Here is a 22,675-nt window from a genome sequence, read left to right as displayed (position 1 = left end):
CAGGTTGCAATTTGTTCAATGTAAAATAATAGTCTAAATAGTAAAACATTTTTCCAAAAACGAAATTATTACAATAATTCAGGCAATGTAAAATCTGTTAAATAATAATTATGCAACTTTCTGACGCATTTCTCCCAACTGCAAACAGTGTTGGTATGTCATCAATGATAACTTACTTTCTGCTGATTTTTGCGGCATATGCGTTTTTAGGAAATGTCATTTTCTGCTGGCTGGGCAAATCAAGCGTTGCCCCTGAGCACCGTACTTCCCGGTACTTTACAGCCATAATTGCGGCTGTAGCAGGTACATCCTATATGCTGATTGCCCACTTCTACCACGAGATGCTCAGGGAGCTGGCCCATATCACTGATCCTGCCAAAAGGGAGGAACTGCTAAGAACTTCGTATAACGCCATTGGCCAGTTAAGATACATCGACTGGTCTATCACTACACCATTGCTATTACTAAAAGCGGTAAGCATGCTCAAAATTCAGCCTGGTCAGGCCAAAAGCAGTATATTCTGGCTGTTATTTGCTGATTTGTTTATGGTATTCACCGGCTACATTGGCGAGCAGCAATTAACCGCCGATGGCCACATTATGGTGGGCGACAAACTGATCTGGGGCGCTATATCAACACTTGGATATGTTGTAATTCCTGTAATTTTATGGAATTTATGGAAACGCTTTAAAGATACCGTACAACCAGAGGAACGTACGGCTTTTAAGTGGATTGCCCTGTCTACTGTAACCACCTGGGGTGTGTACCCCATTGGCTATGTGCTGAGTACCATTAACGGTTTTAATTTAAACTACATACATATCTCATTCAGCATATTTGATGTGATTAACAAAGTGGGTGCAGGCGTTGTGGTGTACCTGGCTGCCAAAAAGGTGTTGGAGAAACGTGTTGCCGAAGATGCAACTATGGATACGCACCTGGTAGATTAATGCTGCAACGAACGGTTTAGCTTGTGCATTACTTCCATGTGCGGCAGTGTGATAAGCGATAAAAAGACAAACAGCAGCGGCACAGGGTCAAATAAGGGTGCATATTGCCTGAGCAGGTAACCGGTTGCTAAAAGGCCCGCAATAGCAATAAGGCTGAACGGTAAAGCTTTAAGCCATACCATTAACAGGGGTTTATTACCGGCGGCATTGCCGCCGGTAATAAATCCTTTAATATTATACAGGGTAATGAGTGAGTGCCAGCCGGCGAAATATAGTGCAAAGGCAGGCAGCACAGGTATCCGGTAACCGCATAGCAGGATAACAACCAGCTGCAATGCAAGCAAATACCGGTAATAATCCACACGATTCATAAATACATCAATTAGCAGCAAAGTGATTATGCATATTCCTGAAGCCGGAATTAACCAATAAGCCTGCACCGCACCAACGATCCATTGCCTGTACAGCGGCCCTGCCGGGCTAATCAGGTGCCGCAATACAGCGCTTACTTCTGCCTGGTGCGCCAGTAAAATCCAAATCAATACGGAAATACCATAAAGCATTCTGAACATTACCGTAAGCACAGGCAAACGTAATATCGGCCCGATATCTGTTTCGCCGAAATGCCAGCAGGATATCAGTAAGAAGAATAAAAGGCTCAACTGCGGAAACCCATACCATGCCAGTGCATAAAGCAGCATCATCGCCACATACCTGCCCAAAAAGCGGAGTAACCGGAAGTTGCTATTGCTCCTTTTGGCATGTTCCTGCTGTATGAGGTGGTCAAGTGCACCATGTGGTATACCAGTTAACAGCAGGCACACGCCTAAAAATGCCAGTTGCATAGGTAAAGGCATACCCTTGCCCATGCTTTGCCAGCCCAGTAACAGCAAGCCTGCTATTACCGTAAAGCTGATGAGCTTTACCTTTTGCAAGGTGTACGGATTACTGTTTGCCACTACGGTTAAAGATATGCTTTAAAGCCTCTATTAAAAAAGGCCGCCAGGGTAAATGCAAAAAAATACGTGCTTCTTGCAGTGGTGTGGCCTGCTCATCCAAAAACCTGAGCACCCGGGGCATAGGGTTAAACTTAAACAGCCGGGCAAATATACCAGGAACAATATGCGGCTGCCCGGCAATGAGGCTTAGCAGCAACTGGTCATAAAACCGGTACCTGCCGCGTGTGCATGGCCACTGATATGGCGTGTTGTGGCCAAAGTGCTTTGCCAGCAATACGCTATCGGTGGTGATGCGGTTAAACGTATAGCCGGTACTGGCCTTAACCATACCGGCTGCCTTACCGATTAATGCCTCACCCGCTGCACCATACCTGCTGAAAGAATGCCTGCTCATGGGAATGCGCCCAGTTTCGGTAGAAGTTACCTTGAACTGAACAGCAGGAAAATTCCGGCTCAGATAATCCTTAATCAGCCTGTCATAAATTTCTTCACCGGCAATAGATGCGGAAAAAAAAGTGGCTTCTACCAGTGCCCGGCCTTTTGTAAAAGGGAGCAGGTAAATGAAATGTACTTCATTATATAATTGCACTGTATAGTCCATCAAAGTCGCTGTATCAGCATCAAAAATATCCTGCTCTGTTTCAATGTACCAGCCTTTAAAGTGTTGCCACAATTGCGGCGCCGGGCTTGTTTCAGGCATTAAACTACTGTAGCATACGGGTGCCCGCCACTGCTTATCGGTTGCCTCAACCAAATATCCGCTTTCATCTGCCATAACGCTGGTAACCCGGGCCTGAACTACCGTGATATTAGCATGGTTGGGAATAAACTCATCATTAAAATAATTAAAGAATACATCTCCGGGAATATAGTGATAGGCATAGGGGCTGATGGACTGACGGGTTGAAAAGCCTGCGGCGCTAAAGGTAAGCTGATGCCAGGTTTTGGTAACCAGATGCTGCAAAGGGTGATCTGCAGCCGACCAGAAGCACCAGGACCGCTGCTTTTCGGCTCCGTCATCAATTAAAAGCACCTGGCAGGCCGGCCAGTTTTCAAGCTGCGAAAGTTGTTGCAGTAACTGCATTCCGGCACACCCCGATCCAATAATAATAATATCAAATTTTTGTATAGCCACAGGCGTTTATACCACTCTGTAGAAAATAGTATTGGAGGCGTATTTGTTTCCGGTAATTTTAAGCAGGAAAATGATAGTTATTGACTAACAATGGCACAAAAATTAAACTTTAGTATACAATCTATATTAAAAGTTAATAACTTCGCTGATGCGGAGCGGCCTATGGGATTACAGCGTTTCCTCTGAAACCTCTTGACCCCCTCTGCTGCATTATCAAAACTTGCCGAAGACTCCGGCTTGCTTTTCTTTTCGTATAGTTTAACCACCAGCCGTTTTCTATACCTCAACCCGGCGTTTAAGGACTTTTTTAATGTGCCGGACGATGTTGCTCCGGCAACTTTGCTGGAAATGGTACATCCGGAAGACCGCGATTATCTTAGCGCTAAACTACAGGACTACCTGGATGAAAAAGGAGCGCAACCCGTGGAGTGCAGAATTATAAGAGGCGATCATGAGCGATGGCTGCGCATTCATCCCCGCTTGCTTAAGGAAAACGAAGGTACATGGCTGATGGGGCATGCAGAAGACTTTACCTATGGCAAGGAGTTTATGAATAACCTGACCAAGCACAATAATGAGAAAAACTCAATCTTAAACATTATCGCCCATGATCTGGCAGGGCCCATCGGCACCGTGGGAAACTTGTCTGAATTACTTAAACGTGAAACCGCAGCCCTGAACAACCAGCGGGTAAACGAATATATTGAGATGATGCGAAAAATCACCAAAAGCTCCATTTCGCTTATCCACGATTATGTAAATAAGGAGTTTTTGGAAAGCAAAGGCGTCAAACTGTTGAAAAGCCGGATAGAACTGGTGGGCAAGATTAACTCAGTTACCCACGAATACCTTGATATGCAGAAGGTAATGAAAATTTAGTTTTTTTGCCGTGCCAACCGAGAGGTAATCTACATAGAACTGGATGAGGATAAGTTTATGCAGGTCATCAATAACCTGATATCAAACGCTTTAAAATTTACGCCCGAGGGCGGCAGTATAACGGTAAATGTGGAGGAAAGCGACCGCAGTGTATTGATTTCGGTTGCCGATACGGGCATCGGTATCCCCAAAAAATACCATGCCACCCTGTTTGATAAATTCAGCCAAGCGCGCAGAACGGGTTTAAAGGGACAACATTCTACCGGTTTGGGTATGTCCATCATTAAAACCATTGTAGACTGGCATCAGGGCAAAATCTGGTTCAACAGCGAAGAAAATAAAGGTACTACCTTTTATGTGGAGCTGCCTAAGTAAAGCTGCGCCGGCTTTGCTGTTGTACTGGTAAAACGATACCCGCTGCTTGATGTGCCGTTCGATGCCGGTATCTTTTCGTACGGCACAAACAGCGTATCATTAAATACAAAGGCGATTATGCTCATTGTGGCATTCAGCTCAGGGGTTGAAGGCGCTTCCGCAAAAATTATATTATGGGCAGCACATGAGCTGATAAACTGTCTCGGATTCTTTTTAACAAAGGGTAAAGGAATTGGCATTGCAAACGGCTTTGCTGTAGCCTACGGCAAATTGTAATCTTTTCCTTTGCCCTTGCTCTTCTGCAATAAACTTATCCTTCATGCCACCATTAAATGATCATCTCACAAGCATAAAATAACAAAGCGGGCAGTAACAAAGCCAGGATAACCCCTTACGCCATTTCCTCAAAATACTGTACCACCAGGGTTTTCATCAGCATCTCCTGCTCCAGCAGCGTGTAGGCAGGAATGGGTTTTACCAGTTTCCAGTGCGGCCAGCCATCCTGATCCTGTCCCTCCAGTTCATAAAACCCTAACTGGCTAAAGAGCTTGCAGTTGGCAATATGCATCAGTTCCTCCTTTTGCCGCTTGCTGAATTTTTTAGGCCCCTGGCCCAGCTCCTGTACGCCAATTAAAAACAGCAGTACTTTCAGGTCCGGCGTATCGGAGTCAAAATCTTCGGCAATGCGCTGCTGCAGCAGCGCAAATTTCTTATTTACTTCGGCGGGTGTCATTCGCCGGCAAAGGTACGGGTAAATAAAGTTTGGGTTGAAAGTATATTAACAGCATTGTTACTTTTTTACCTTATTCTTAACAAATGGTTGCTTACTTTTGCCAAATCTGTATCAGGATATAATCCACAGCATTGAAAAGAGCTAAATTACATATCGTTGTTGCGCAAATATTATTGCTTTGCTTTGTGGCAGGGCAGTTTTTAATTTATGCGCATCAGCATCATGCCAAAGCTCATGTGGTAGAAGTGCAGAAAAAGCCGTTTACCAGTGTAGTTAAAGAGCGATGCGATTTGTGTGATGCCATGCACCATACGGTAATGCTGCCCGGCACAACGCCGCACCTGCCTTCGCTGTTCAGCAGCGCTTACCGGCATTTTGTAGCTAACGAATTTCATTTTACGCCCATAGGGCTTATTCTGGCTTCGGGCCGCGCTCCTCCTGTAGTTTAAGTAACTTCCTTTATCCTTATTCTTTCGTCCGGCTTTTAATGCGTAAGCATCGGGCCATACCGCACTTATTAATATTACTAAACATGAAGCTTAAAATATCAGGCTTGTTGTTGTTTATGCTGATCAAGCTAACCGCAACCGCCAACTTTATATCTTTTAACGGGCGCGTGGTTGATGCGTCCAACCAGCAACCCTTAGCTGGTGCTACCGTTACCATTTCCGATCTGCGCCTTGCCACAGCTACCGGTACGAATGGCGAATTTACCTTTAACTCGGTGCCGCCGCGCGGCCGTTTTGTAGTGCAGGTACAGTACATCGGTTACCAAACAATGTCGCAAACGGTTGATTTTTCTTCGCGTACACCATTAACTTTCAGCCTGCGGCGCAGTATCACCGAAATTAACGAGGTGGTAATCACCGGTACGCCCATCAGCAGCAGCAGCAGGTACAACAGTACTTCGGCCAACGTGGTTACCAAAGAACAGCTGGTAGAGGCGGCGCCTACTAACCTGATTGATGCACTGGCCAAGCAGGTACCGGGCGTAAGCCAGATTACCACCGGGCCGGCTATTTCCAAGCCAATCATCCGCGGCTTAGGGTATAACCGCGTAGTTACCCTTAATGACGGAATAAAGCAGCAGGGCCAGCAATGGGGCGACGAGCATGGTATTGAGATTGATCAAAACCAGGTTGGCCGTGTAGAGGTGCTTCGTGGTGCAGCTTCATTACTATACGGCTCTGATGCCATCGGCGGGGTGATCAATATCCTGGAGCCTTCCATCCCGGCCGAAGGGCAGGTAAAAGGTGAGGTATTGTCCAGCTATTCCACCAACAACGGGTTAACCAACAACTCGCTGATGCTGACCGGTAACGAGAACGGTTTTGTATGGCGCGGACGGGGTTCTTACCAGAATGCCTACAACTTTAAAACGCCGGATGGCTATTATATCAACAGCGGTTATAACAATACCAGCCTGAGCGGCATGTTGGGGCTGAACAAGGAATGGGGATTTTCGCACCTGAACTTTGAATATTTCAAGAACAATATCGGGTTTTATGATTCGGAACCCGGCGACCCTTTATATACTGATGACCACAGCCGGAAACTGGATTTCCCGCGGCAGGACATCCGCCATTATAGAGTAGCGTTGAATAACAACTTTATTTTAGGCAGCGGTTCTTTAAGGCTGGATCTGGGCTATCAGAAAAATCAGCGCCGCGAACTGGACGAGCCTACGCCTGCATTGTTCTTTGATTTGAATACTTACTCTCTGGAGGCCAAATACACACTGCCCGAGCGCAATGGCTGGCAGCCTATTTTAGGCATCAGCGGCCAGCAGGAACACAGTATCAACAAAGGCACTGAATTTTTAATTCCGGCTTATGACCAAACTACAGCAGGCGCCTTTGGCTACATTAAAAAAACCTGGAACCAGAATACCTTTAATGCCGGCATACGGGTAGATTATGTAAATAACCGGGGCAAGCAGTTGTTTATAGACGGCGACGAGCAGTTTCCGGGCTTTAAAAATAACTTTGCCAATGTAAGCGGCGCTTTGGGCTATACCCATATATTTAGCGATGCATTAAATTTTAAGGCCAATGCCGGTTCGGCATTCCGGGCGCCTAACCCGGCCGAACTGGGTTCGAACGGTGCGCACGAAGGTACTACCCGTTTTGAAATTGGTAACGCCAATCTGGCGCCCGAGCGCAGTTACCAGGCAGATGCCACTTTGGAGTTTGGAAAGGAGATTATTACGGGTAGCATTGGTATTTATGAAAACTATATTCATAATTACATTTACGCCTCTGGTGCTAAAGGAGACGTCGTAACAGTGAAGGATGATAATAATGAGGATCAAATATTGGATGTTTACCGCTACGGCCAGGTAAATGCCAACTTGTACGGATTTGAAGGCAGCCTGAATATCCACCCCACTACCTTTTTGCACCTGGACAACAGCTTTGGTTACACCCATGCCCGTAACACCAGCTTTGACCGCCCGCTGCCCTTAATACCTGCCGGGGTGGTACACAATACGCTGCGCATTGAGCCTAACATTAAGGGCTTAACCAACTTTTATGTGTATGCCGGCTTAGATAACTATTTTAAGCAGTACCGTATTGACCCGGTATTTGAAACGCCTACCAATGCCTATACGCTGATTAATGCAGGTGCAGGTACTACATTGCGTTTAGGCGCCCAGCAGTTAAAGCTGTTTGTATCGGCTTATAATTTAACCAACAAGCGTTATTACGATGCGCTGAACCGCCTTCGCCCAGGCCGCCTGTCTCAGGAAGACCCTACTTACGGGGTACTGAACCCGGGCCGTAATATTACGTTTGGTTTTTATCTGCCATTGAATATTAAATAAGGCAGGGGTGATAAGGTGTTGTTTGTTATGACTTCCAATCACCAATAATCAAGTCATTTCGACCGTAGGGAGAAATCTTCTTCAAGAAGCCGGTCTGCGGCAGAAGATTTCTTCCTACGGTTGAAATAACTTGATGGAATAGAAAATTGTGTAAGACAAGGCCCTGCTTATTAAGTTAAGCAGGGCCTTATTTCATTTCGGCAGTTTTACTTTATACAGCCGGAACGGGTACTCTACCTTATCCTGCCCCTTATTGTATTTGGGGGTACGGTTAATCTGCGAGTCTGTTACATATAAATAACCATCGGCGCCAATGGCAAAGGAGTCGGGCCAGCTTAAGCGGTTATCCTGTACCAGCAGTTTTATTTCTCCCTCGGGAGTTACATACTTAATGGATTTATCGGGAGAGCTGCTTTGGTATACATTGCCTTTGCTATCGGCAATCATGCCGTGCGATACGCCCGGCCCGGCTACCGTTTCTACATAACTTTCCAATTGTATGTTTGTAAGTGAAGCATCGGCCAGGTAAGCGGTGGCTATACGGTATAATTTGGTTTGATTGATGGCCCGGTAATAAAAATATTTACCATCATGGGTGAGTGCAATGCCGTTAACATCAGAGCTAAAGGGCTTGCCCTCCTCATCAATTACATCCTGTCCATCCAGGTGCAGCTTAAAATCGGGACTGGCTTTCGTGGAAGCGCTTTGGGTAAGCACCAGGCGGCTTTTGGCGGTTTTTAAATCCAGTACCACAATGGATGCGGTTTTAGGTTCTGAAAGATAAGCCAGTTGGCGGCGGGTATCTATGCGTACATCGTTCAGGGCAATTTTATCGCGCGGCAAATCTTCAAAGTAATACACCTGCTCCACCTTATTGGTACTCAGGTTGATCTTCAGCAGTTTAACGCCTGGTGCAATCGTTTCCTTTTCGCCGGGATTAGAAGGATCCAGTACCCATAAATGGTTTTGATCATCAGCATACAGCGCCTGCACATTCAGCAGATGGTGCCGGGCATCCAGTTCATTGTGTTTGTTCCATTCGGCATTGGGGTAGGGGCGTTTCCGGCCGTTCACCAGTTCCGCCAGGCCATACTCGTAAGGCTGCCGGTAAGGGAAGGTAACAAATATGCGCCCGGTTTTGGTAACCGCCAGCCCGATAGGCTGATACTTGCCAAACTGCGCCACCCCGGTAAGTTGCTGTACCGGTTGTGCTGCTGCTTCCATAAAGATTATAGTTGCTATTGCGGTATAAAGAAGTTTTTTCATTGATGCTGATGGATAAGTATCATTTAATCAACATTAGAAATGCAGGGCGGTTTATAAAGAATAAATTAAGGGAGGGTATGCAAGGCGCAGCAACCCCTCCCTGCTCCGCAGGAGCTACCCGTTTATCAGCTGTCAATACACTTCAATCGTTGCTTTTGCACCGCAGGCGCTATCCTCATCAGTGTTCGGAAGATCTTAAGCTGAAATGACCATATTACATTACGCTGAAACAGGTTCAGTACAACCGGATTAGTGCCTTGCGGATGTGGGTGTTTTACCCACTGATCCACCCCAAAAAGTGTAAACCCAAAGTTTACACTTTTCTGAAAATATTTCATCTAAATTACTGATATGCAGTATTTTAAAAAAAACCAGGGTTTACACTTTTTACAACTTTTAGTTGTGCCTTTTACCGGCGTTATTTACCCCCGGTTTGCCTGCCTGCAGGATGGGCAAACATGGAGATGAAAACGGGTTACGCCCGGGTGATACGGTGCTGTGGCTGCCAAATGTTTCGAGATTAAAAGCAGGTGAATGCCGACCTTGTTTCCGGCAGGGTGCCGGACAGGCACACGTTCAGGTTAAATCTGTACTTTTGCCTTTGCAGCGCTGCCGGAACCACCCTGGCATTACAGGCAGGAGTTTCTTAAAGAGAAAAGTACCCCAAACTACTCCGCCAAAACCGCTACTATCTGCTCGGCGGTTAGTTTTTCCTGCTGGCCGGTTTGCATGTTTTTGAAGGTGAGCAGGCCGCTTTGCATTTCCTCGCTGCCAATTACAATAGTGAAAGGTATTTGCTTGCTGTTGGCATAGTCCAGCTGCTTCTTGATTTTGGCACCTGCCGGGTACAGCTCGGTGCTTACCTGTTCGATACGCAGCTGCTGCATTACCGGCAGGGCAAACTGCTCGCCTTCCTTGTCAAAGCAGCAGATGAGCACTTGGGTGGTTTGCAGGGCGGTTTCGGGGAAGAGGTTCAGTTCTTCCAGTACATCATAAATACGGTCGGCACCAAAGGAGATACCTGCGCCGGTTAAGCCCTTCAGGCCGAACATGCCGGTGAGGTCGTCATACCGGCCGCCGCCGCCAATGCTGCCCATCTTTACCTCGTTGGTTTTTACCTCGAAGATGGCGCCGGTGTAATAGTTCAGTCCGCGCGCCAGCGTGATGTCCAGTTCCACGGTGGCCCGCTGCGTTTTAAAATATTTCAGGTAGGCAAATACCGCTTCCAGTTCTTCAATACCTTTAAGGCCAGTGGGTGATGTAGCCAGCACCTGCTTTAGCTCAGCCAATTTTTCTTCAGTGGTGCCCTGCAATAAAATTACCGGTTGCAATTGTGCAATATCGGCATCGGTAAAGCCGCGTTCCAGCAGCTCTTTGGTTACGCCTTCCAGGCCGATTTTGTCCAGCTTATCAATGGCTACCGTCATGTCCACAATCAGTTCCGGCTTGCCGATGATTTCGGCAATGCCGCCCAATATTTTGCGGTTGTTGATTTTGATGCTGAAATCCTTTAGCCCTAATTGGCTTAAGGCTTCATCATAAATCAGGATAAACTCCGCCTCGTTCAATAATGAATCAGAACCTACCACATCGGCATCGCACTGGTAAAACTCGCGGTAGCGGCCTTTCTGCGGGCGGTCGGCCCGCCACACGGGCTGTACCTGGAAGCGTTTGAAGGGGAAAGTAATATCATTCTGGTGCTGTACCACGTAACGGGCGAAGGGTACGGTGAGGTCGTAGCGCAGGGCTTTTTCTGAAATTTGAGTACTTAATTTTTTGTAATTAAAGTTAATATTTTCAGCGTTGAGTTTTGCATCAGTAATAAAATCTCCACTGTTCAGTATTTTGAAAATCAGTTTATCACCTTCTTCTCCATATTTACCCAGCAGTGTTTCCGCTTTTTCCATAGCCGGCGTTTCTATCTGCTGATAGCCGTATTTGCGGAAAACGGATTTAATGGTATCGAAAATATGATTGCGTTTGGCCATTTCGGCAGGCGAAAAATCGCGCGTGCCCTTGGGTACAGAAGGTTTAACAGATGCCATGCGGCAAAGGTAAAAAAAAGCGCTATATCAGCAGGTTTACCGCCGTAAAACTGCGTACCTGTGCTATAGCGCTTACATAAAAGTAATATAATTGGTTAGTAAGTTTACCACCGCTGCCGGGAGGAGCGCGTGTATAAACTTCTGTAATATTCAATAAATTATCTTTTTAGTGCAAATTTATTTTAACAATTATTTAACATCTCCAATTCCGGCGGGGCTTTGTATCTTTGCCTTTACATGATGAAGCGGGCTGCAATATTATTAATCGCATTGCTGTATTTAGGTACAGTAATGGGGGTGGGCCTTAATTTTCATTACTGCTTTGGCCGGGTATCCTCGGTAAAACTGTACGAAAGCCAGCCCGATTGTAAGCTGCTGAAGCGAACTAAAAAGCCCGGTTGCTGCCAAAGCAAGCAGCTTAACGTTAAGGTAAAGGACAGCCATGAGCAGGTAAAGGAAGGCGTTAAGCTTTATTCACCTGTGGCCCAACGCCCGGCTACTCATTATGCCGGTTTACAGTTGGCTGTGTCGGGCATAAATATTTCAGGCTATACCTATCGCGGACCGCCGCTTACGGCGCTCAGTTGCTGTCCTTTGTTTATTAAAAACTGCACTTTCCGTATCTGATCTTTTCTTTTCATGAAGTGCTGGCCTTCACCAGCGCAATGATGCCGCCCGTTGCCAACGGCGCTGCATACTGCTATTCTATTTACCTGCTTTTTTAACTAACGTTTCTCGTGAAAAAGCTCATTATGCAGGTGGGCTTACACGGTATATACTTCGTATTTTACTCATGAAAAGATATTTTTTAATTGCTTTTGCCCTATTTAGCGCTTTAACTATACAGGCCCAGCATCAGCACCATGCTGATACGGCTAAGCGCAAACCGACTGATACAGCTATGCACCCCCGTAACCGTACCAGTGCAGACAGCGCCATGCACAAGCGCATGCTAATGCCTGGCGGTATGCAGCATGATAACATGGGCATGAGCCAGCCTATGCAGGGACACCTGATGATGAGCAGCCAGTTTTCGCGCGATCTGCCCATGAACCGCGATGGTTCCGGCTCCTCGTGGATGCCCGACAATACCCCCATTTACGCCTACATGATACATGGCAAAAAATGGATGAGCATGGTGCACGGCAACATTGTGCCGCGCTATACCAACCAGGATATATTTAACAATACCGCCGGCCGGGGCCGCGCACGGGTAGATGCTCCCAACTGGCTGATGTTTATGACGCAGCGCAAGGTGGGCAACAATGGCTTGTTCTCGGTGAATACCATGTTTTCTTTCGATCCCTTTTTGGTGGGCCGGGGCGGTTACCCGCTGCTGTACCAAACCGGCGAAAGCTTTAAGGGGCAAAAACTGGTAGATAAGCAGCACCCGCACGACCTGTTTTCGCAGCTTACCGTTAACTACGCGCAGCGCATTGGTAAGCAAACGGATGTTTATGCCTCCTTCGGTTATCCCGGCGAGCCGGCTTTGGGGCCGCCGGTGTTTATGCACCGCGTATCGGCCTATAACAACCCCGATGCACCGCTGAGCCACCATTATGCCGATGCTACGCATATTACCTTTGGGGTGGCTACGCTGGGTTTCCGTTATCATAATGTGAAAATAGAAGGTTCAACCTTTAAAGGCCGCGAGCCGGATGAGGAGCGGTATGGCTTTGATGCCATGAAGTTTGACTCCTATTCGGTAAGGGTGTCGTATAACCCATCGCCAGAATGGGCTTTGCAAGCCTCCAACGGCTGGATACGCAGCCCGGAGGATTTAGACGCGCATGATAATGTAAACCGCTTTACCGCATCGGCCATTCATACTAAACTGTTTGATGCAGAACGGTATATATCCACTACGTTAGTATACGGCCAGAACCATCATAGCGAAAACAGTAAAACACAACCGGCCGTACTACTGGAGAGCAACCTGCAGCTTAAAAAGGATGCCATTTATGGCCGTTATGAATTTGTGCAGAAGGATGCCGAAGAACTGGATGTGCTGAACCTGTATCCCGGCAATCCGAACGTAAACATCAATGCCTTTACCCTGGGGTATAACCGGATTTTAACCACCGTGAAAAATACTGATTTGCGGCTTGGGCTGCAGGCTACCGTAAATGTATCCCCTAATGTAGTACGCAATTTGTATGGCACAGCCCCGGTGGGTTTTGAAGTGTACCTGCGCATCAATCCTTCGCTGATGAAGATGGGTGGCAGCAATAAGAAACACAACCATGTGCCGGGCATGATCATGTAATAAAGGCAGATACCTTATTACATGATCTGGTAATAAGGTATCTGCCTTTATATCGCTATACGCCTGGTTAAAATTTAACTTGCCGATGTTTTGATTAAACGGCCGTTACCTCAACATCACTGATGACGATAACGCGGTTTACTATAATTTCTGTATTGTAACGGCGTATCTGCTGCTCGTCTACAAATGATTGGGTTTGAATTTTGCCCTCTACATGTATCACCTGGCCTTTAATGAGGCTTTGTGACACATTTTTGGCCGGAATTTTCAGCCTGTGCACTTCCAGGTGTTCAACTGGCAGGCCAAATTTGCCGATGTTTTCTTTAGTAGTTAAGTTGAAATGCAGCATGTCAGCCTGCTCCCCGCTCTTATGCCAGCGTGGTTCTTTACTGATCGTTCCTACTAAGAATACTTTATTTATTCCACAGTTGTTAAACATTTTAGCAGTTTAGTTTAGTGATACAAAAAACAACTTGCAGCGGCTAAGTATAGCTAAGAGGCATAAAAGTATAAAAATTATTTGCAATGATTATATTAATTAGTACAAAATTAGCTTATTAATTAATTGCAAAGCCATTAAAAAAAGCTACAGGCAGGGATAGATTTATTCCCCGGCCTGTAGCCTTCAATAACGGCTTTATCATATATGTTTACGGCTGGCCGCTGCCACCGGCAGCGCCGTACACCTGTCCGTTGGCAAAGCTGGCATCGCTGGCAGCCAGTTGAACGTATATGGAACCTAATTCGGCCGGTTGACCGGGCCTGCCCAGTGGCGTTTGGCTGCCAAATAGTTTTAATTTTTCCTGGGTGGCGCCGCCGCTAACCTGCAATGGTGTCCAGATGGGGCCAGGCGCTACCCCGTTTACCCGGATACCTTTAGGACCTAATTGCTTAGCCAGCGACTTTACAAAATTCATGGTTGCCGCCTTGGTTTGGGCATAGTCATACAAGTCTGCTGAAGGATCATAAGCCTGCTCTGAAGTGGTGGCAATAATTGCCGAGCCTGGCGGCATACTGGGCAGCGCTGCTTTTATAATCCAGAACGGTGCATAAATATTGGTTTTCATGGTCCAGTCAAACTGCTCGGTCGAGATATCTAATATCGACTCATGCGCCTGCTGGCGGCCGGCATTACTTACCAGTATATCAAGTCCGCCAAGCTTCTGTACGGCTTCCTGTACCAGGCGTTTACAAAAGCTTTCGTCGCGCAAATCGCCGGGAATGGCAATGGCTTTACGGCCTTCCGCCTTAATCAGGGCAATTACCTCACGGGCATCCGGCTCCTCGGTAGGATAGTAGTTAATGGCTACATCAGCGCCCTCGCGTGCATAGGCAATGGCTGCGGCACGGCCCATGCCCGAGTCGCCACCAGTGATTAATGCTTTTCTTCCTGCCAAACGGCCGGAGCCTTTATAACTGGTTTCGCCATGGTCGGGCCGCGGGTTCATCTGGCTGGCCAACCCTGGCCAGGGTTGTGATTGCCCGTTAAATGGCGGCTTCGGGTATTTGGTGGTAGGGTCGGTTAGCGGTACCGGTGCTGCTGTAGCAGGCGTTGTGCCTGTAGCTGCCAGTGTGGGCGATACCGCTGCAGCAGCTAAGCCGGCACCTAAACCGCCAATTACGGTGCGGCGGTTTAGTTTATCTTTTTCATTCATAGGTATAATGTTTGTTTAATGTTCACTTAATAATACTTAAACCCATTCAACCAATAATGAGTTTTAATTTAATGGTAAAAAAGTTTCTTAATATTATTGTTCTGAACTGATGGTAAAGACGTACACCTGCAGGGGTAAATAATTAAGCAGCAAAAGCTTAACTGCAGGGGTAGGGGCTTAAAAAGATGAATTTGAAACTGTGCCTTACATTAATATTCATACCGTGCTGCGGTACTGCTATTTATATATTAATATTGCAAAAAGTACAGGTGTATTTGTACTTGTTTATATCTGTCGCATGAAATTTTTAAAATTAAGTTTAGCAGCCGGTCTGCTTTCTTCGCAGTTGCTGCTGGCACAGCCCAAGGCATTCGAGCCGGCTGAATATGTAAACCCGCTGATGGGTACACAATCTAAATACTCGCTTTCTACCGGAAATACCTACCCTGCGGTAGCCTTGCCCTGGGGCATGAATACCTGGACGGCGCAAACGGGCAGAATGGGCGACGGCTGGCAGTACACGTATGATGCCGATAAAATTCGTGGCTTTAAGCAAACGCACCAGCCTTCTCCCTGGATGAACGATTACGGGCAGTTTGCCATTATGCCGGTAACCGGGCACCTGCAATTTACGCAGGATAAGCGGGCCAGCTGGTTTAGTCACAAGGCGGAGGTAGCCAAACCTTACTATTACAGCGTTTACCTGGCCGACCACGATGTAACTACCGAAATTGTACCTACCGAACGGGCCGCACAGTTTCAGTTAACGTTCCCGAAGTCCGACAGTTCATTTGTGGTGGTGGATGCTTTCGACCGAGGCTCGTATGTAAAGGTAATTCCGGGCGCGAACAAGATCATCGGTTACACTACCCGCGTAGCGCGTGGCCCGGCCCCCAATTTTAAGAATTACTTTGTCATCTATAGTGATAAACCCATCACTTTTGCCCGCACCTGGCAGGACAGTACCCTGAACAATGCCAACCAGCTGGAATTAAGTAATAAGCACGCCGGTGCCGTGATCGGCTTTAAAACCAGTAAAGGCGAAAAGGTTCATCTGCGTGTAGCCTCATCCTTCATCAGCTTTGAGCAGGCCGAACTGAACCTGAAGCGCGAGCTTGGCACCGACAGCTTTGAGCAAACCAGGCAAAAGGCCCGCAGTATCTGGAATGCTACCTTAGGCAAAATAAAGGCTGAAGGCGGCACTGATGAGCAAACCCGCACCTTTTATTCCTGCCTGTACCGGATGCTGTTCTTCCCTAACAAACTGTACGAGGTAGACAGCCGTAACGAGATTGTACACTGGAGCCCTTACACCGGCAAGACCGAACCGGGGTACATGTTTGCCGGCACGGGTTTTTGGGACACCTTCCGTGCCCTGTACCCCTTCTTAAACCTGATGTATCCATCCATCAACAAGGAAATGCAGCAGGGGCTGATCAGCGATTACAAGGAAGGCGGCTGGCTGCCGGAATGGAGCAGCCCCGGCTACTCGGATGTAATGGTGGGTAATAACTCAGCATCAGTAGTGGCGGATGCCTATATTAAGGGACTGCGCGGCTACGATATCAATACCTTATACGATGCCCTGGTGCATGGCGCCAATAATGCAGGCCCCCGTGCTACCGGGCGTAAGGGAGTAGAGTATTATAACCGTTTGGGTTATGTGCCTTACAACGTGAAGATCAACGAAAACGCTGCCCGTACCTTAGAATATTCCTATGATGATTTTACGATTTATCAGTTAGGCAAGGCATTACATAAACCGGCTGCCGAGATTGAAGTATACAAAAAACGCGCGCAAAACTACCGCAACCTGTTCGACCCGGCCAGCGGCTTAATGCGTGGTAAGAATGAGGATGGCACCTTTCAGTCGCCGTTCAGTCCGTTCAAGTGGGGCGATGCTTTTACTGAGGGTAATAGCTGGCACTACTCCTGGTCGGTTTTCCAGGATGTTCAGGGGCTGATCAACCTGATGGGCGGCCGCCAGAAGTTTACCAGCAAGCTGGATTCCGTATTCACACTGCCGCCTGTTTTTGATGATAGCTATTATGGCGAGGTGATACATGAAATACGCGAGATGCAGATTATGAACATGGGCCAGTATGCACATGGCAACCAGCCTATTCAGCATATGATCTACCTGTATAACTACGCCGGACAGCCCTGGAAAACCCAGTACTGGGCACGTGAGGTGATCAACCGCCTGTACAAACCTACGCCTGATGGTTATTGCGGCGATGAGGATAACGGCCAAACCTCAGCCTGGTATGTGTTTTCGGCTATGGGCTTTTACCCGGTAACCCCCGCTACTGACCAGTACGTGCTGGGCGCACCCCTGTTTAAAAAGATGACCTTAAAACTGGAGAACGGCAAGCAGGTAGTAATTAACGCACCCGCAGCCAGCAATACCAACCGCTATGTGGGCAACCTGCTGTATAATGGCAAGCCTTACAATAATATGTGGCTAAGCCACAGTAATTTACAGCAGGGCGCAACCATTAACGTAACCATGCAGGCTACGCCGAATAAAACACGGGGGACAGGTTTGAAAGATGTGCCTTTCTCCATGTCGAACGAAAAGTAACTAATAAGAAGCCGCCTGAACAGGCGGCTTCTTCACTTATATAAGTAAGTTATTGTGGTAATTACCAAACATATAAGCGCCTCCGGCATGGCCGGAAGCGCTTATATCAACCTCAATTCAAAACACTTATCTTTTATGGCCTTTGCAGTTCGGTGATGGGTACCTGCGGTACCAACGCCCTGCTCACTTTTCCGGCAATCAGTTCTTTAGCCAGGCTGAAGCTGGCCATTTGCTTAATATCAAGTGAAGAGGCACCAATTTTCACGGTGTACTTACCGGATGCAGCTACCCACGAGGATGTAGCCGTATCAAACGAGGCCAGTTCCTCGGGCGTTAGCACAAAGCTTAACGTTTGCGATTCGCCGGGGCGCAGGGTACGGGTTTTGGCAAAGCCTTTTAGTTCCTCGGTCGGTTTATCCAGTTTGCCTTTAGGGGCGCTCAAATAGAGTTCTGCCACCTCTTTACCTGCGGTTTTGCCGGTATTGGTAACGGTTACCGTAGCGGTAAGCCTGCCGTTAAAGGTGGAAGCGCTTAATTTAACCGGACTATAGCTAAAGGTGGTGTACGATAAGCCGTAGCCAAACTCGTAAGCCGGTTTTACATTAAAGGTGTTGTAGTAACGGTAGCCTACATAAATGCCTTCATCATAAGTAACTTCGGCAGGTATAGCCTTCATGCCCAGCATACCGGTAGTAGCTTGTTCAGGAAACTCCTTGCCCGGAAAGCTTTTTGCCGAAGGTACATCATTATATGAGGCCGGAAAGGTAGTAGCCAGTTTGCCCGAAGGCGTAACTTTGCCGCTCAGCACATCGGCCATCGCATTGCCGCCTTCCAAACCCGGCTGCCAGGCCAGCAATATGGCATCAGCACTATTGCGCCAGGGCATTACATTAATAACACCGCCGATATTAAGTACCACCACTACTTTTTTATGCTGGGCATGATAAGCGTCTGAAACAGCTTTAATCATATCTTTCTCAGTATTAGTAAGTTCATAGTCATCTTCTACCTTGCGGTCGCGGCCTTCACCAGCGTTGCGGCCAATGGCTATAATGGCCATATCGGTAGCCGATGCTTTCTGAACAGCCAGCGCTTTGTCTAAAGTATACTCAGGTGCAGGCGGAGTGGGGTTCATAAATTCCTTAAAGAAGTCTTTTTTGGGATGTTTACCCGAATAGTCAGCCATATAAGCAGTGTAGGTTTGTCTTACTTCGTTATCCACTGTATACCCGGCGTTGGTTAAACCCTGTGCCAGTGAAATCTTGTAGGCCTTATTCACATCACCGCTTCCGGTGCCACCGGCAATCAGGTCATAACCGTTAATACCGAACAACGCTACGTTGCGAACTTGCTGTTTAACAGGTAGGGCTTGATCTTCGTTTTTTAGCAGTACCATCCCTTCAGTAGCCGCAGTACGGGCTACCTGTGCATCCTTTTTCAGATCGGGGCGATCAGAGTTCTTATAGCCTGTAAAAGATGGTGAGCGCAGAATGATGTTTAGTATACCTGCTACCTGCCCGTCCAGTACGTTTTCAGCTAACTGGCCGCTTTTTACCGCTTCAATTATTTTGCTGCTTTGCGCAGGGGTACCCGGCATCAGCAGGTTGTTACCGGCCTTCATTTGCGCTACCGGGTTGGTGCCGCCAAACCAGTCGGTCATCACAAAACCTTTAAACCCCCAGTCTTTTCTGAGTATGGTAGTCAGCAAATCTGCACTTTCAGATGTATAGGTACCGTTGATTTTATTATAAGAGCTCATCACCGTCCAGGGCTGCGATTGCTTTACGGCAATTTCAAAGCCTTTCAGGTAAATTTCACGCAGCGCCCTTTCGCTTACTATGGTGTTTACCGTGTTGCGGTTGCTTTCCTGATTATTGGCCGCAAAGTGCTTAATGGAAGTGCCTACGCCGTTGGATTCGATGCCGTTTACCATAGCAGCCGTCATTCTGCCGGCAATCAGCGGATCTTCCGAGTAATACTCAAAATTACGCCCACCCAGCGGGTTGCGGTGAATGTTTAGGGCAGGGGCCAGGATAACATCAATGCCGTACTCCTTTACCTCGTGCCCGAAAGCTATACCCACATTCTTAACTACTGTGGTATCCCAGCTGGAAGCCAGCAGGGTGGCCACCGGCCAGGCCGTGGCATAGTAAGTGCGGCCGGGGTTACCTTTGCGCACCGAATCAATACGTACACCGGCAGGCCCGTCTGAAGTAACCAGCGAGGGGATGCCCAGGCGGGGGATGGCATGGGTAGTGCCTGCCGCACCGGGAACACGGTCCTGCGTTTGGCCTACACCGGTACCGCTGCTGGTCATGCCCGGCATGTTAAAGCCTGCACCTACCACCAGTTGTACCTTTTCTTCCAACGTCATGGCCTTAATAACTGCCGACATCGGACTTTTACCCAGTTTAGGTGCCGGGTTCTGCGCAACCGCCGTATAGCCCGAAAGCAGTAAGGCCACAGCCAGTACACCGCCCTGTAAACGTTTGATTTGCATGAAGATTGAACTTAAGTTTATTATTGAGTTATTTGGACTCAATAATAAAGTTTATTTTGCATAATCCAAAAGTTATTTTTTCTTTAGCCTATGCATGATGATTTATCGTTACCAGAGCTTTTAGTGAAGGGCGAACAGCACTTTCTGCCTTCGGTATCTGTTGACAACGTGATCTTCGGGTTTCATGATAACGAGCTAAAGGTATTGCTGCTGAAAGGCCGCGAAAGCCGGAAATGGGGTTTGCCCGGTGGATATGTATTTAAAGAGGAAGATGTAGAGGATGCCGCTGCGAGGATATTAAAAGACCGTACCGGCTTAACAGACCTGTTTTTGCAGCAGTTTCATGCCTTTGGCAGTACCGAGCGTACGAAAATTGCGCTTATTAAAGAAACGTTTGACGGCTTTCAGTTGGATTTAACTAAAGACAGCTGGCTGATGCAGCGCTTTATCTCGGTAGGTTACTATGCACTGGTAGAATACGCGCAGGTAACACCAACACCCGATGAGCTATCGGCTGAGTGCAGCTGGCACCAGCTTAACAGCATGCCCGAATTGATATTTGACCACCGGCTGATTGTAGAAAAAGCCCTGCAGGCCATGCGGCTGCAATTGAACTACCAGCCCATTGGTTACAACCTGCTGCCCAAAGAGTTTACCCTGAAAAGCCTGCAGGTAATTTACGAAACCCTGTTGGGCCGCAAGCTGGACAGGGGCAACTTTAACCGCAAAATATTAAGCTACGGGGTATTAGATAAAAAAGATAAACTTTATTCGGGCGCCGCCCATAAAGCGCCGTATCTGTATGCATTTAATAAGGAGAAATATTTTGAGGCGTTGAAGAATGGGCTGGAGCAGAGTTTTTGAGAATAACTATATGATTATGAGCTTACTCATTATATAAATAATCATAGCTTAATTTATAATGAGTAAGCAGGTGTTAATAGAAGCTGAATTGAATAGTTTACTTGTTGATTATTGCATTACCTATCAAACCGCAATCTTCTGTTCTTGCCTTTGCAGCATATTTTCCTGAATTTGTGCCTTAAGTTTAGTGCGGTAATCCTCATTCAGCCATTCCAGGTAGTTTTTGGTGGCTTTACCCAAAGCCTTACCATACTGCTTGATACGCCATGTAATTTCTGAATCCAGTTCTCCGGCCAGGGTGAGGGCTGCGGGAATATTATTACTGTTGTCGGTGCACATGGTGGCGTGCTGTTCTATTGAGGCATTAATTACGCTGCCTGGTTTTTGCCCGCTCTCTATAGCGTCATGATAGGCCTGCTGCACATCAAAGGAGATTTCCAGGCTGTTCGGAAATTTGGAGCGCATCTCCGACGGCATCTGGTGCGAGTCATGCAGGCTATGGATCTGTATACTTTCAGTATAAGCGTCCGGGTGGTCAAATACAAACTGCCAGTCTATGGCGGCATTCCATTCGCCAAAACGGTCGGTATTATTGCCTAAGTCAACAATAGTGAACTGCTTCTTTTTGGGCAACCTGCGCGAGCCACGGCCAATCATCTGGTGATACAGCGTTAAGGAGGTGGTAGCCCGGTTAAGGATCACGGTTTGTATTGAAGGTTCATCAAACCCGGTGGTTAAGATAGATACCGAGGTGAGGATGGCATTTTTGGTTTTTTTGAGCCATTGTAATATTTCAGCCCGCTCAGCACAAGAGGTTTCATTATCCAGGTGCCTTGCCGGGTAGCCGGCATCGTTAAACATCTGGCACACGGCTTTTGACGCAAATATCCCATTGTTAAAAATCAGTACCTTTTGGTTTTTCGAGTGTTCCTCATAAGCATGCAGCAGCAGCTCCAGCATAGCAGGTGAAGAATACAGCTCGTCTGACGTGCTTACCGTAAAATCGCCATGTGCGCCGGTTTTCAGCGTATTCAATTCCACATCATAGCGCCAGGTAGTTGGGCAGGCCAGATAACCCTGTTCAATCAGCGAGCTTATGCTTTCGCCAATCACCAGTTCATCATACGTATTATGCATCGGAAAGCTGGCATCCGAGCTGTAAGGTGTAGCCGTAACCCCAATAATACGGGCGTTTTCAAACTTGTCCATCAGTTTCTGAAAAGAATTGTTGTGCGCCTCGTCAATAATTACCAGGCCAATATCATCAGTGCGGATGTCGCCTGCCTCAATGCGGTTGTTCAGCGTTTCTACCATAGCCACATAGCAATTATACTGATCGGTTTTCTTCAGCCGCTTTACGGTGCTATTGATCACTTTATTGGTAATTCCGCATTTTTTTAATGTGGCCGACGTTTGGTTGCACAGTTCCAGGCGGTGCGTCAGAATCATCACCTTTTGCCGGTACTTCTGTATAAACTGGTTAGCAATTTCAGAAAAGATAACTGTTTTGCCGCCACCGGTAGGCAGTTGGTACAGTAATTTATAATTTGTAGACACCTGTTCCATTTTATCAAACAGCTTATTCAGGTCATTCCGCTGGTAATCATAAAGGCGGGTATTGCATTCGGTTATCATAGGGT

Annotated in this window: 20 protein-coding genes; 9 read left to right on the top strand and 11 right to left on the bottom strand. The window is 47.2% G+C overall.

From position 1 onward, the window contains the following. The first annotated feature begins 164 nt into the window (after nucleotides 1-164). Nucleotides 165-950, top strand: a complete 786-nt coding sequence (locus tag ACY652_RS05860; protein ID WP_462267100.1) for a bacteriorhodopsin — start codon at nucleotides 165-167, stop codon at nucleotides 948-950. Here the strand turns inward: ACY652_RS05860 and ACY652_RS05855 are convergent. Continuing rightward, nucleotides 947-1,909: a Brp/Blh family beta-carotene 15,15'-dioxygenase gene (locus tag ACY652_RS05855; protein WP_462267099.1), complete on the bottom strand. Its 963-nt coding sequence runs from the start codon at nucleotides 1,907-1,909 to the stop codon at nucleotides 947-949. The two genes, ACY652_RS05860 and ACY652_RS05855, sit on opposite strands and share 4 nt — an antisense overlap. Further along, nucleotides 1,896-3,044 (bottom strand): lycopene cyclase family protein, encoded by a 1,149-nt coding sequence (locus tag ACY652_RS05850; protein WP_462267098.1) that lies wholly within the window; start codon nucleotides 3,042-3,044, stop codon nucleotides 1,896-1,898. The genes ACY652_RS05855 and ACY652_RS05850 overlap by 14 nt, the downstream gene beginning before the upstream one ends. A 192-nt stretch (nucleotides 3,045-3,236) precedes the next feature. Between ACY652_RS05850 and ACY652_RS05845 the strand changes: the two genes are divergently transcribed. After that, a complete protein-coding gene (locus ACY652_RS05845; RefSeq protein WP_462267097.1) occupies nucleotides 3,237-3,923 on the top strand; it encodes a PAS domain-containing protein in 687 nt (228 codons plus the stop codon). A gap of 27 nt (nucleotides 3,924-3,950) precedes the next feature. Further along, the gene (locus ACY652_RS05840; RefSeq protein ID WP_462268225.1) at nucleotides 3,951-4,298 is read left to right on the top strand and encodes a sensor histidine kinase; all 348 of its coding nucleotides are present in this window, start codon (nucleotides 3,951-3,953) and stop codon (nucleotides 4,296-4,298) included. A gap of 391 nt (nucleotides 4,299-4,689) precedes the next feature. Here ACY652_RS05840 and ACY652_RS05835 read toward each other — a convergent pair whose 3' ends face one another. After that, on the bottom strand, nucleotides 4,690-5,031 hold the full coding sequence (locus ACY652_RS05835) for a hypothetical protein (RefSeq protein WP_462267096.1): 342 nt from the start codon (nucleotides 5,029-5,031) through the stop codon (nucleotides 4,690-4,692). Nucleotides 5,032-5,162: 131 nt separating this feature from the next. Here ACY652_RS05835 and ACY652_RS05830 point away from each other — a divergent pair, with 131 nt between their 5' ends. Together ACY652_RS05830 and ACY652_RS05825 are read left to right on the top strand one after the other, a co-directional pair. Continuing rightward, nucleotides 5,163-5,480 carry a hypothetical protein gene (locus tag ACY652_RS05830; protein WP_462267095.1) on the top strand — a complete coding sequence of 106 codons (318 nt, stop codon included), beginning with the start codon at nucleotides 5,163-5,165 and terminating at the stop codon, nucleotides 5,478-5,480. 83 nt (nucleotides 5,481-5,563) lie between these two features. Continuing rightward, a complete protein-coding gene (locus tag ACY652_RS05825) occupies nucleotides 5,564-7,855 on the top strand; it encodes a TonB-dependent receptor (RefSeq protein ID WP_462267093.1) in 2,292 nt (763 codons plus the stop codon). Nucleotides 7,856-8,047: 192 nt separating this feature from the next. Here ACY652_RS05825 and ACY652_RS05820 read toward each other — a convergent pair whose 3' ends face one another. From ACY652_RS05820 to ACY652_RS05805, 4 genes are all read right to left on the bottom strand, one after another. Continuing rightward, the gene (locus ACY652_RS05820; RefSeq protein WP_462267092.1) at nucleotides 8,048-9,121 is read right to left on the bottom strand and encodes an SMP-30/gluconolactonase/LRE family protein; all 1,074 of its coding nucleotides are present in this window, start codon (nucleotides 9,119-9,121) and stop codon (nucleotides 8,048-8,050) included. Between the two features lie 125 nt (nucleotides 9,122-9,246). Then, entirely contained in the window at nucleotides 9,247-9,459 is a 213-nt protein-coding gene (locus tag ACY652_RS05815; protein ID WP_462267091.1) for a hypothetical protein, read from the bottom strand. Between the two features lie 330 nt (nucleotides 9,460-9,789). After that, nucleotides 9,790-11,166: a histidine--tRNA ligase gene (gene hisS / locus ACY652_RS05810; protein WP_462267090.1), complete on the bottom strand. Its 1,377-nt coding sequence runs from the start codon at nucleotides 11,164-11,166 to the stop codon at nucleotides 9,790-9,792. 22 nt (nucleotides 11,167-11,188) lie between these two features. Continuing rightward, nucleotides 11,189-11,320: a hypothetical protein gene (locus ACY652_RS05805; protein WP_462267088.1), complete on the bottom strand. Its 132-nt coding sequence runs from the start codon at nucleotides 11,318-11,320 to the stop codon at nucleotides 11,189-11,191. 83 nt (nucleotides 11,321-11,403) lie between these two features. Here ACY652_RS05805 and ACY652_RS05800 point away from each other — a divergent pair, with 83 nt between their 5' ends. Both ACY652_RS05800 and ACY652_RS05795 read left to right on the top strand, forming a co-directional pair. Continuing rightward, nucleotides 11,404-11,793, top strand: coding sequence for an HYC_CC_PP family protein (locus tag ACY652_RS05800; protein WP_462267087.1), 390 nt, complete (start codon nucleotides 11,404-11,406; stop codon nucleotides 11,791-11,793). Between the two features lie 166 nt (nucleotides 11,794-11,959). Next, nucleotides 11,960-13,432, top strand: a complete 1,473-nt coding sequence (locus tag ACY652_RS05795; RefSeq protein WP_462267086.1) for a hypothetical protein — start codon at nucleotides 11,960-11,962, stop codon at nucleotides 13,430-13,432. A gap of 94 nt (nucleotides 13,433-13,526) precedes the next feature. Here the strand turns inward: ACY652_RS05795 and ACY652_RS05790 are convergent, their stop codons facing one another. Together ACY652_RS05790 and ACY652_RS05785 are read right to left on the bottom strand one after the other, a co-directional pair. After that, complete coding sequence (locus tag ACY652_RS05790; RefSeq protein ID WP_462267085.1) at nucleotides 13,527-13,871, bottom strand: single-stranded DNA-binding protein; 345 nt, start codon at nucleotides 13,869-13,871, stop codon at nucleotides 13,527-13,529. A gap of 211 nt (nucleotides 13,872-14,082) precedes the next feature. Then, nucleotides 14,083-15,087: an SDR family oxidoreductase gene (locus ACY652_RS05785; RefSeq protein ID WP_462267084.1), complete on the bottom strand. Its 1,005-nt coding sequence runs from the start codon at nucleotides 15,085-15,087 to the stop codon at nucleotides 14,083-14,085. A 298-nt stretch (nucleotides 15,088-15,385) separates the two neighbouring features. Here ACY652_RS05785 and ACY652_RS05780 point away from each other — a divergent pair, with 298 nt between their 5' ends. Beyond that, nucleotides 15,386-17,671, top strand: coding sequence for a GH92 family glycosyl hydrolase (locus ACY652_RS05780; protein ID WP_462267083.1), 2,286 nt, complete (start codon nucleotides 15,386-15,388; stop codon nucleotides 17,669-17,671). 133 nt (nucleotides 17,672-17,804) lie between these two features. On the opposite strand, the gene ACY652_RS05775 is transcribed toward ACY652_RS05780, so the two are convergent. Next, nucleotides 17,805-20,171, bottom strand: a complete 2,367-nt coding sequence (locus ACY652_RS05775; RefSeq protein ID WP_462267082.1) for a glycoside hydrolase family 3 C-terminal domain-containing protein — start codon at nucleotides 20,169-20,171, stop codon at nucleotides 17,805-17,807. A 90-nt stretch (nucleotides 20,172-20,261) separates the two neighbouring features. On the opposite strand from ACY652_RS05775, the gene ACY652_RS05770 reads away from it, so the two are divergent. Continuing rightward, nucleotides 20,262-21,035, top strand: a complete 774-nt coding sequence (locus ACY652_RS05770) for an NUDIX hydrolase (RefSeq protein WP_462267081.1) — start codon at nucleotides 20,262-20,264, stop codon at nucleotides 21,033-21,035. Nucleotides 21,036-21,158: 123 nt separating this feature from the next. On the opposite strand, the gene ACY652_RS05765 is transcribed toward ACY652_RS05770, so the two are convergent. Further along, the gene (locus tag ACY652_RS05765) at nucleotides 21,159-22,670 is read right to left on the bottom strand and encodes a DEAD/DEAH box helicase (protein ID WP_462267079.1); all 1,512 of its coding nucleotides are present in this window, start codon (nucleotides 22,668-22,670) and stop codon (nucleotides 21,159-21,161) included. Nucleotides 22,671-22,675 lie beyond the last annotated feature (5 nt).

Origin of the sequence: Mucilaginibacter sp., assembly GCF_965200995.1 — a bacterium.
Taxonomy (GTDB): Bacteria; Bacteroidota; Bacteroidia; order Sphingobacteriales; family Sphingobacteriaceae; genus Mucilaginibacter.
Note: the sequence above shows the minus strand (reverse complement) of the source record. Positions and strands in the feature narration are given on the sequence as shown.

Excerpts from the sequence above, each read along its gene's own strand:
- ACY652_RS05860 (WP_462267100.1), top strand. The coding sequence starts at position 165 with ATGATAACTTACTTTCTGCTGATTTTTGCGGCATATGCGTTTTTAGGA.
- ACY652_RS05835 (WP_462267096.1), bottom strand. The coding sequence starts at position 5,031 with ATGACACCCGCCGAAGTAAATAAGAAATTTGCGCTGCTGCAGCAGCGC.
- ACY652_RS05825 (WP_462267093.1), top strand. The coding sequence starts at position 5,564 with ATGAAGCTTAAAATATCAGGCTTGTTGTTGTTTATGCTGATCAAGCTA.
- ACY652_RS05820 (WP_462267092.1), bottom strand. The coding sequence starts at position 9,121 with ATGAAAAAACTTCTTTATACCGCAATAGCAACTATAATCTTTATGGAA.
- ACY652_RS05815 (WP_462267091.1), bottom strand. The coding sequence starts at position 9,459 with ATGAAATATTTTCAGAAAAGTGTAAACTTTGGGTTTACACTTTTTGGG.
- hisS (WP_462267090.1), bottom strand. The coding sequence starts at position 11,166 with ATGGCATCTGTTAAACCTTCTGTACCCAAGGGCACGCGCGATTTTTCG.
- ACY652_RS05800 (WP_462267087.1), top strand. The coding sequence starts at position 11,404 with ATGATGAAGCGGGCTGCAATATTATTAATCGCATTGCTGTATTTAGGT.
- ACY652_RS05795 (WP_462267086.1), top strand. The coding sequence starts at position 11,960 with ATGAAAAGATATTTTTTAATTGCTTTTGCCCTATTTAGCGCTTTAACT.
- ACY652_RS05790 (WP_462267085.1), bottom strand. The coding sequence starts at position 13,871 with ATGTTTAACAACTGTGGAATAAATAAAGTATTCTTAGTAGGAACGATC.
- ACY652_RS05785 (WP_462267084.1), bottom strand. The coding sequence starts at position 15,087 with ATGAATGAAAAAGATAAACTAAACCGCCGCACCGTAATTGGCGGTTTA.
- ACY652_RS05780 (WP_462267083.1), top strand. The coding sequence starts at position 15,386 with ATGAAATTTTTAAAATTAAGTTTAGCAGCCGGTCTGCTTTCTTCGCAG.
- ACY652_RS05775 (WP_462267082.1), bottom strand. The coding sequence starts at position 20,171 with ATGCAAATCAAACGTTTACAGGGCGGTGTACTGGCTGTGGCCTTACTG.
- ACY652_RS05770 (WP_462267081.1), top strand. The coding sequence starts at position 20,262 with ATGCATGATGATTTATCGTTACCAGAGCTTTTAGTGAAGGGCGAACAG.
- ACY652_RS05765 (WP_462267079.1), bottom strand. The coding sequence starts at position 22,670 with ATGATAACCGAATGCAATACCCGCCTTTATGATTACCAGCGGAATGAC.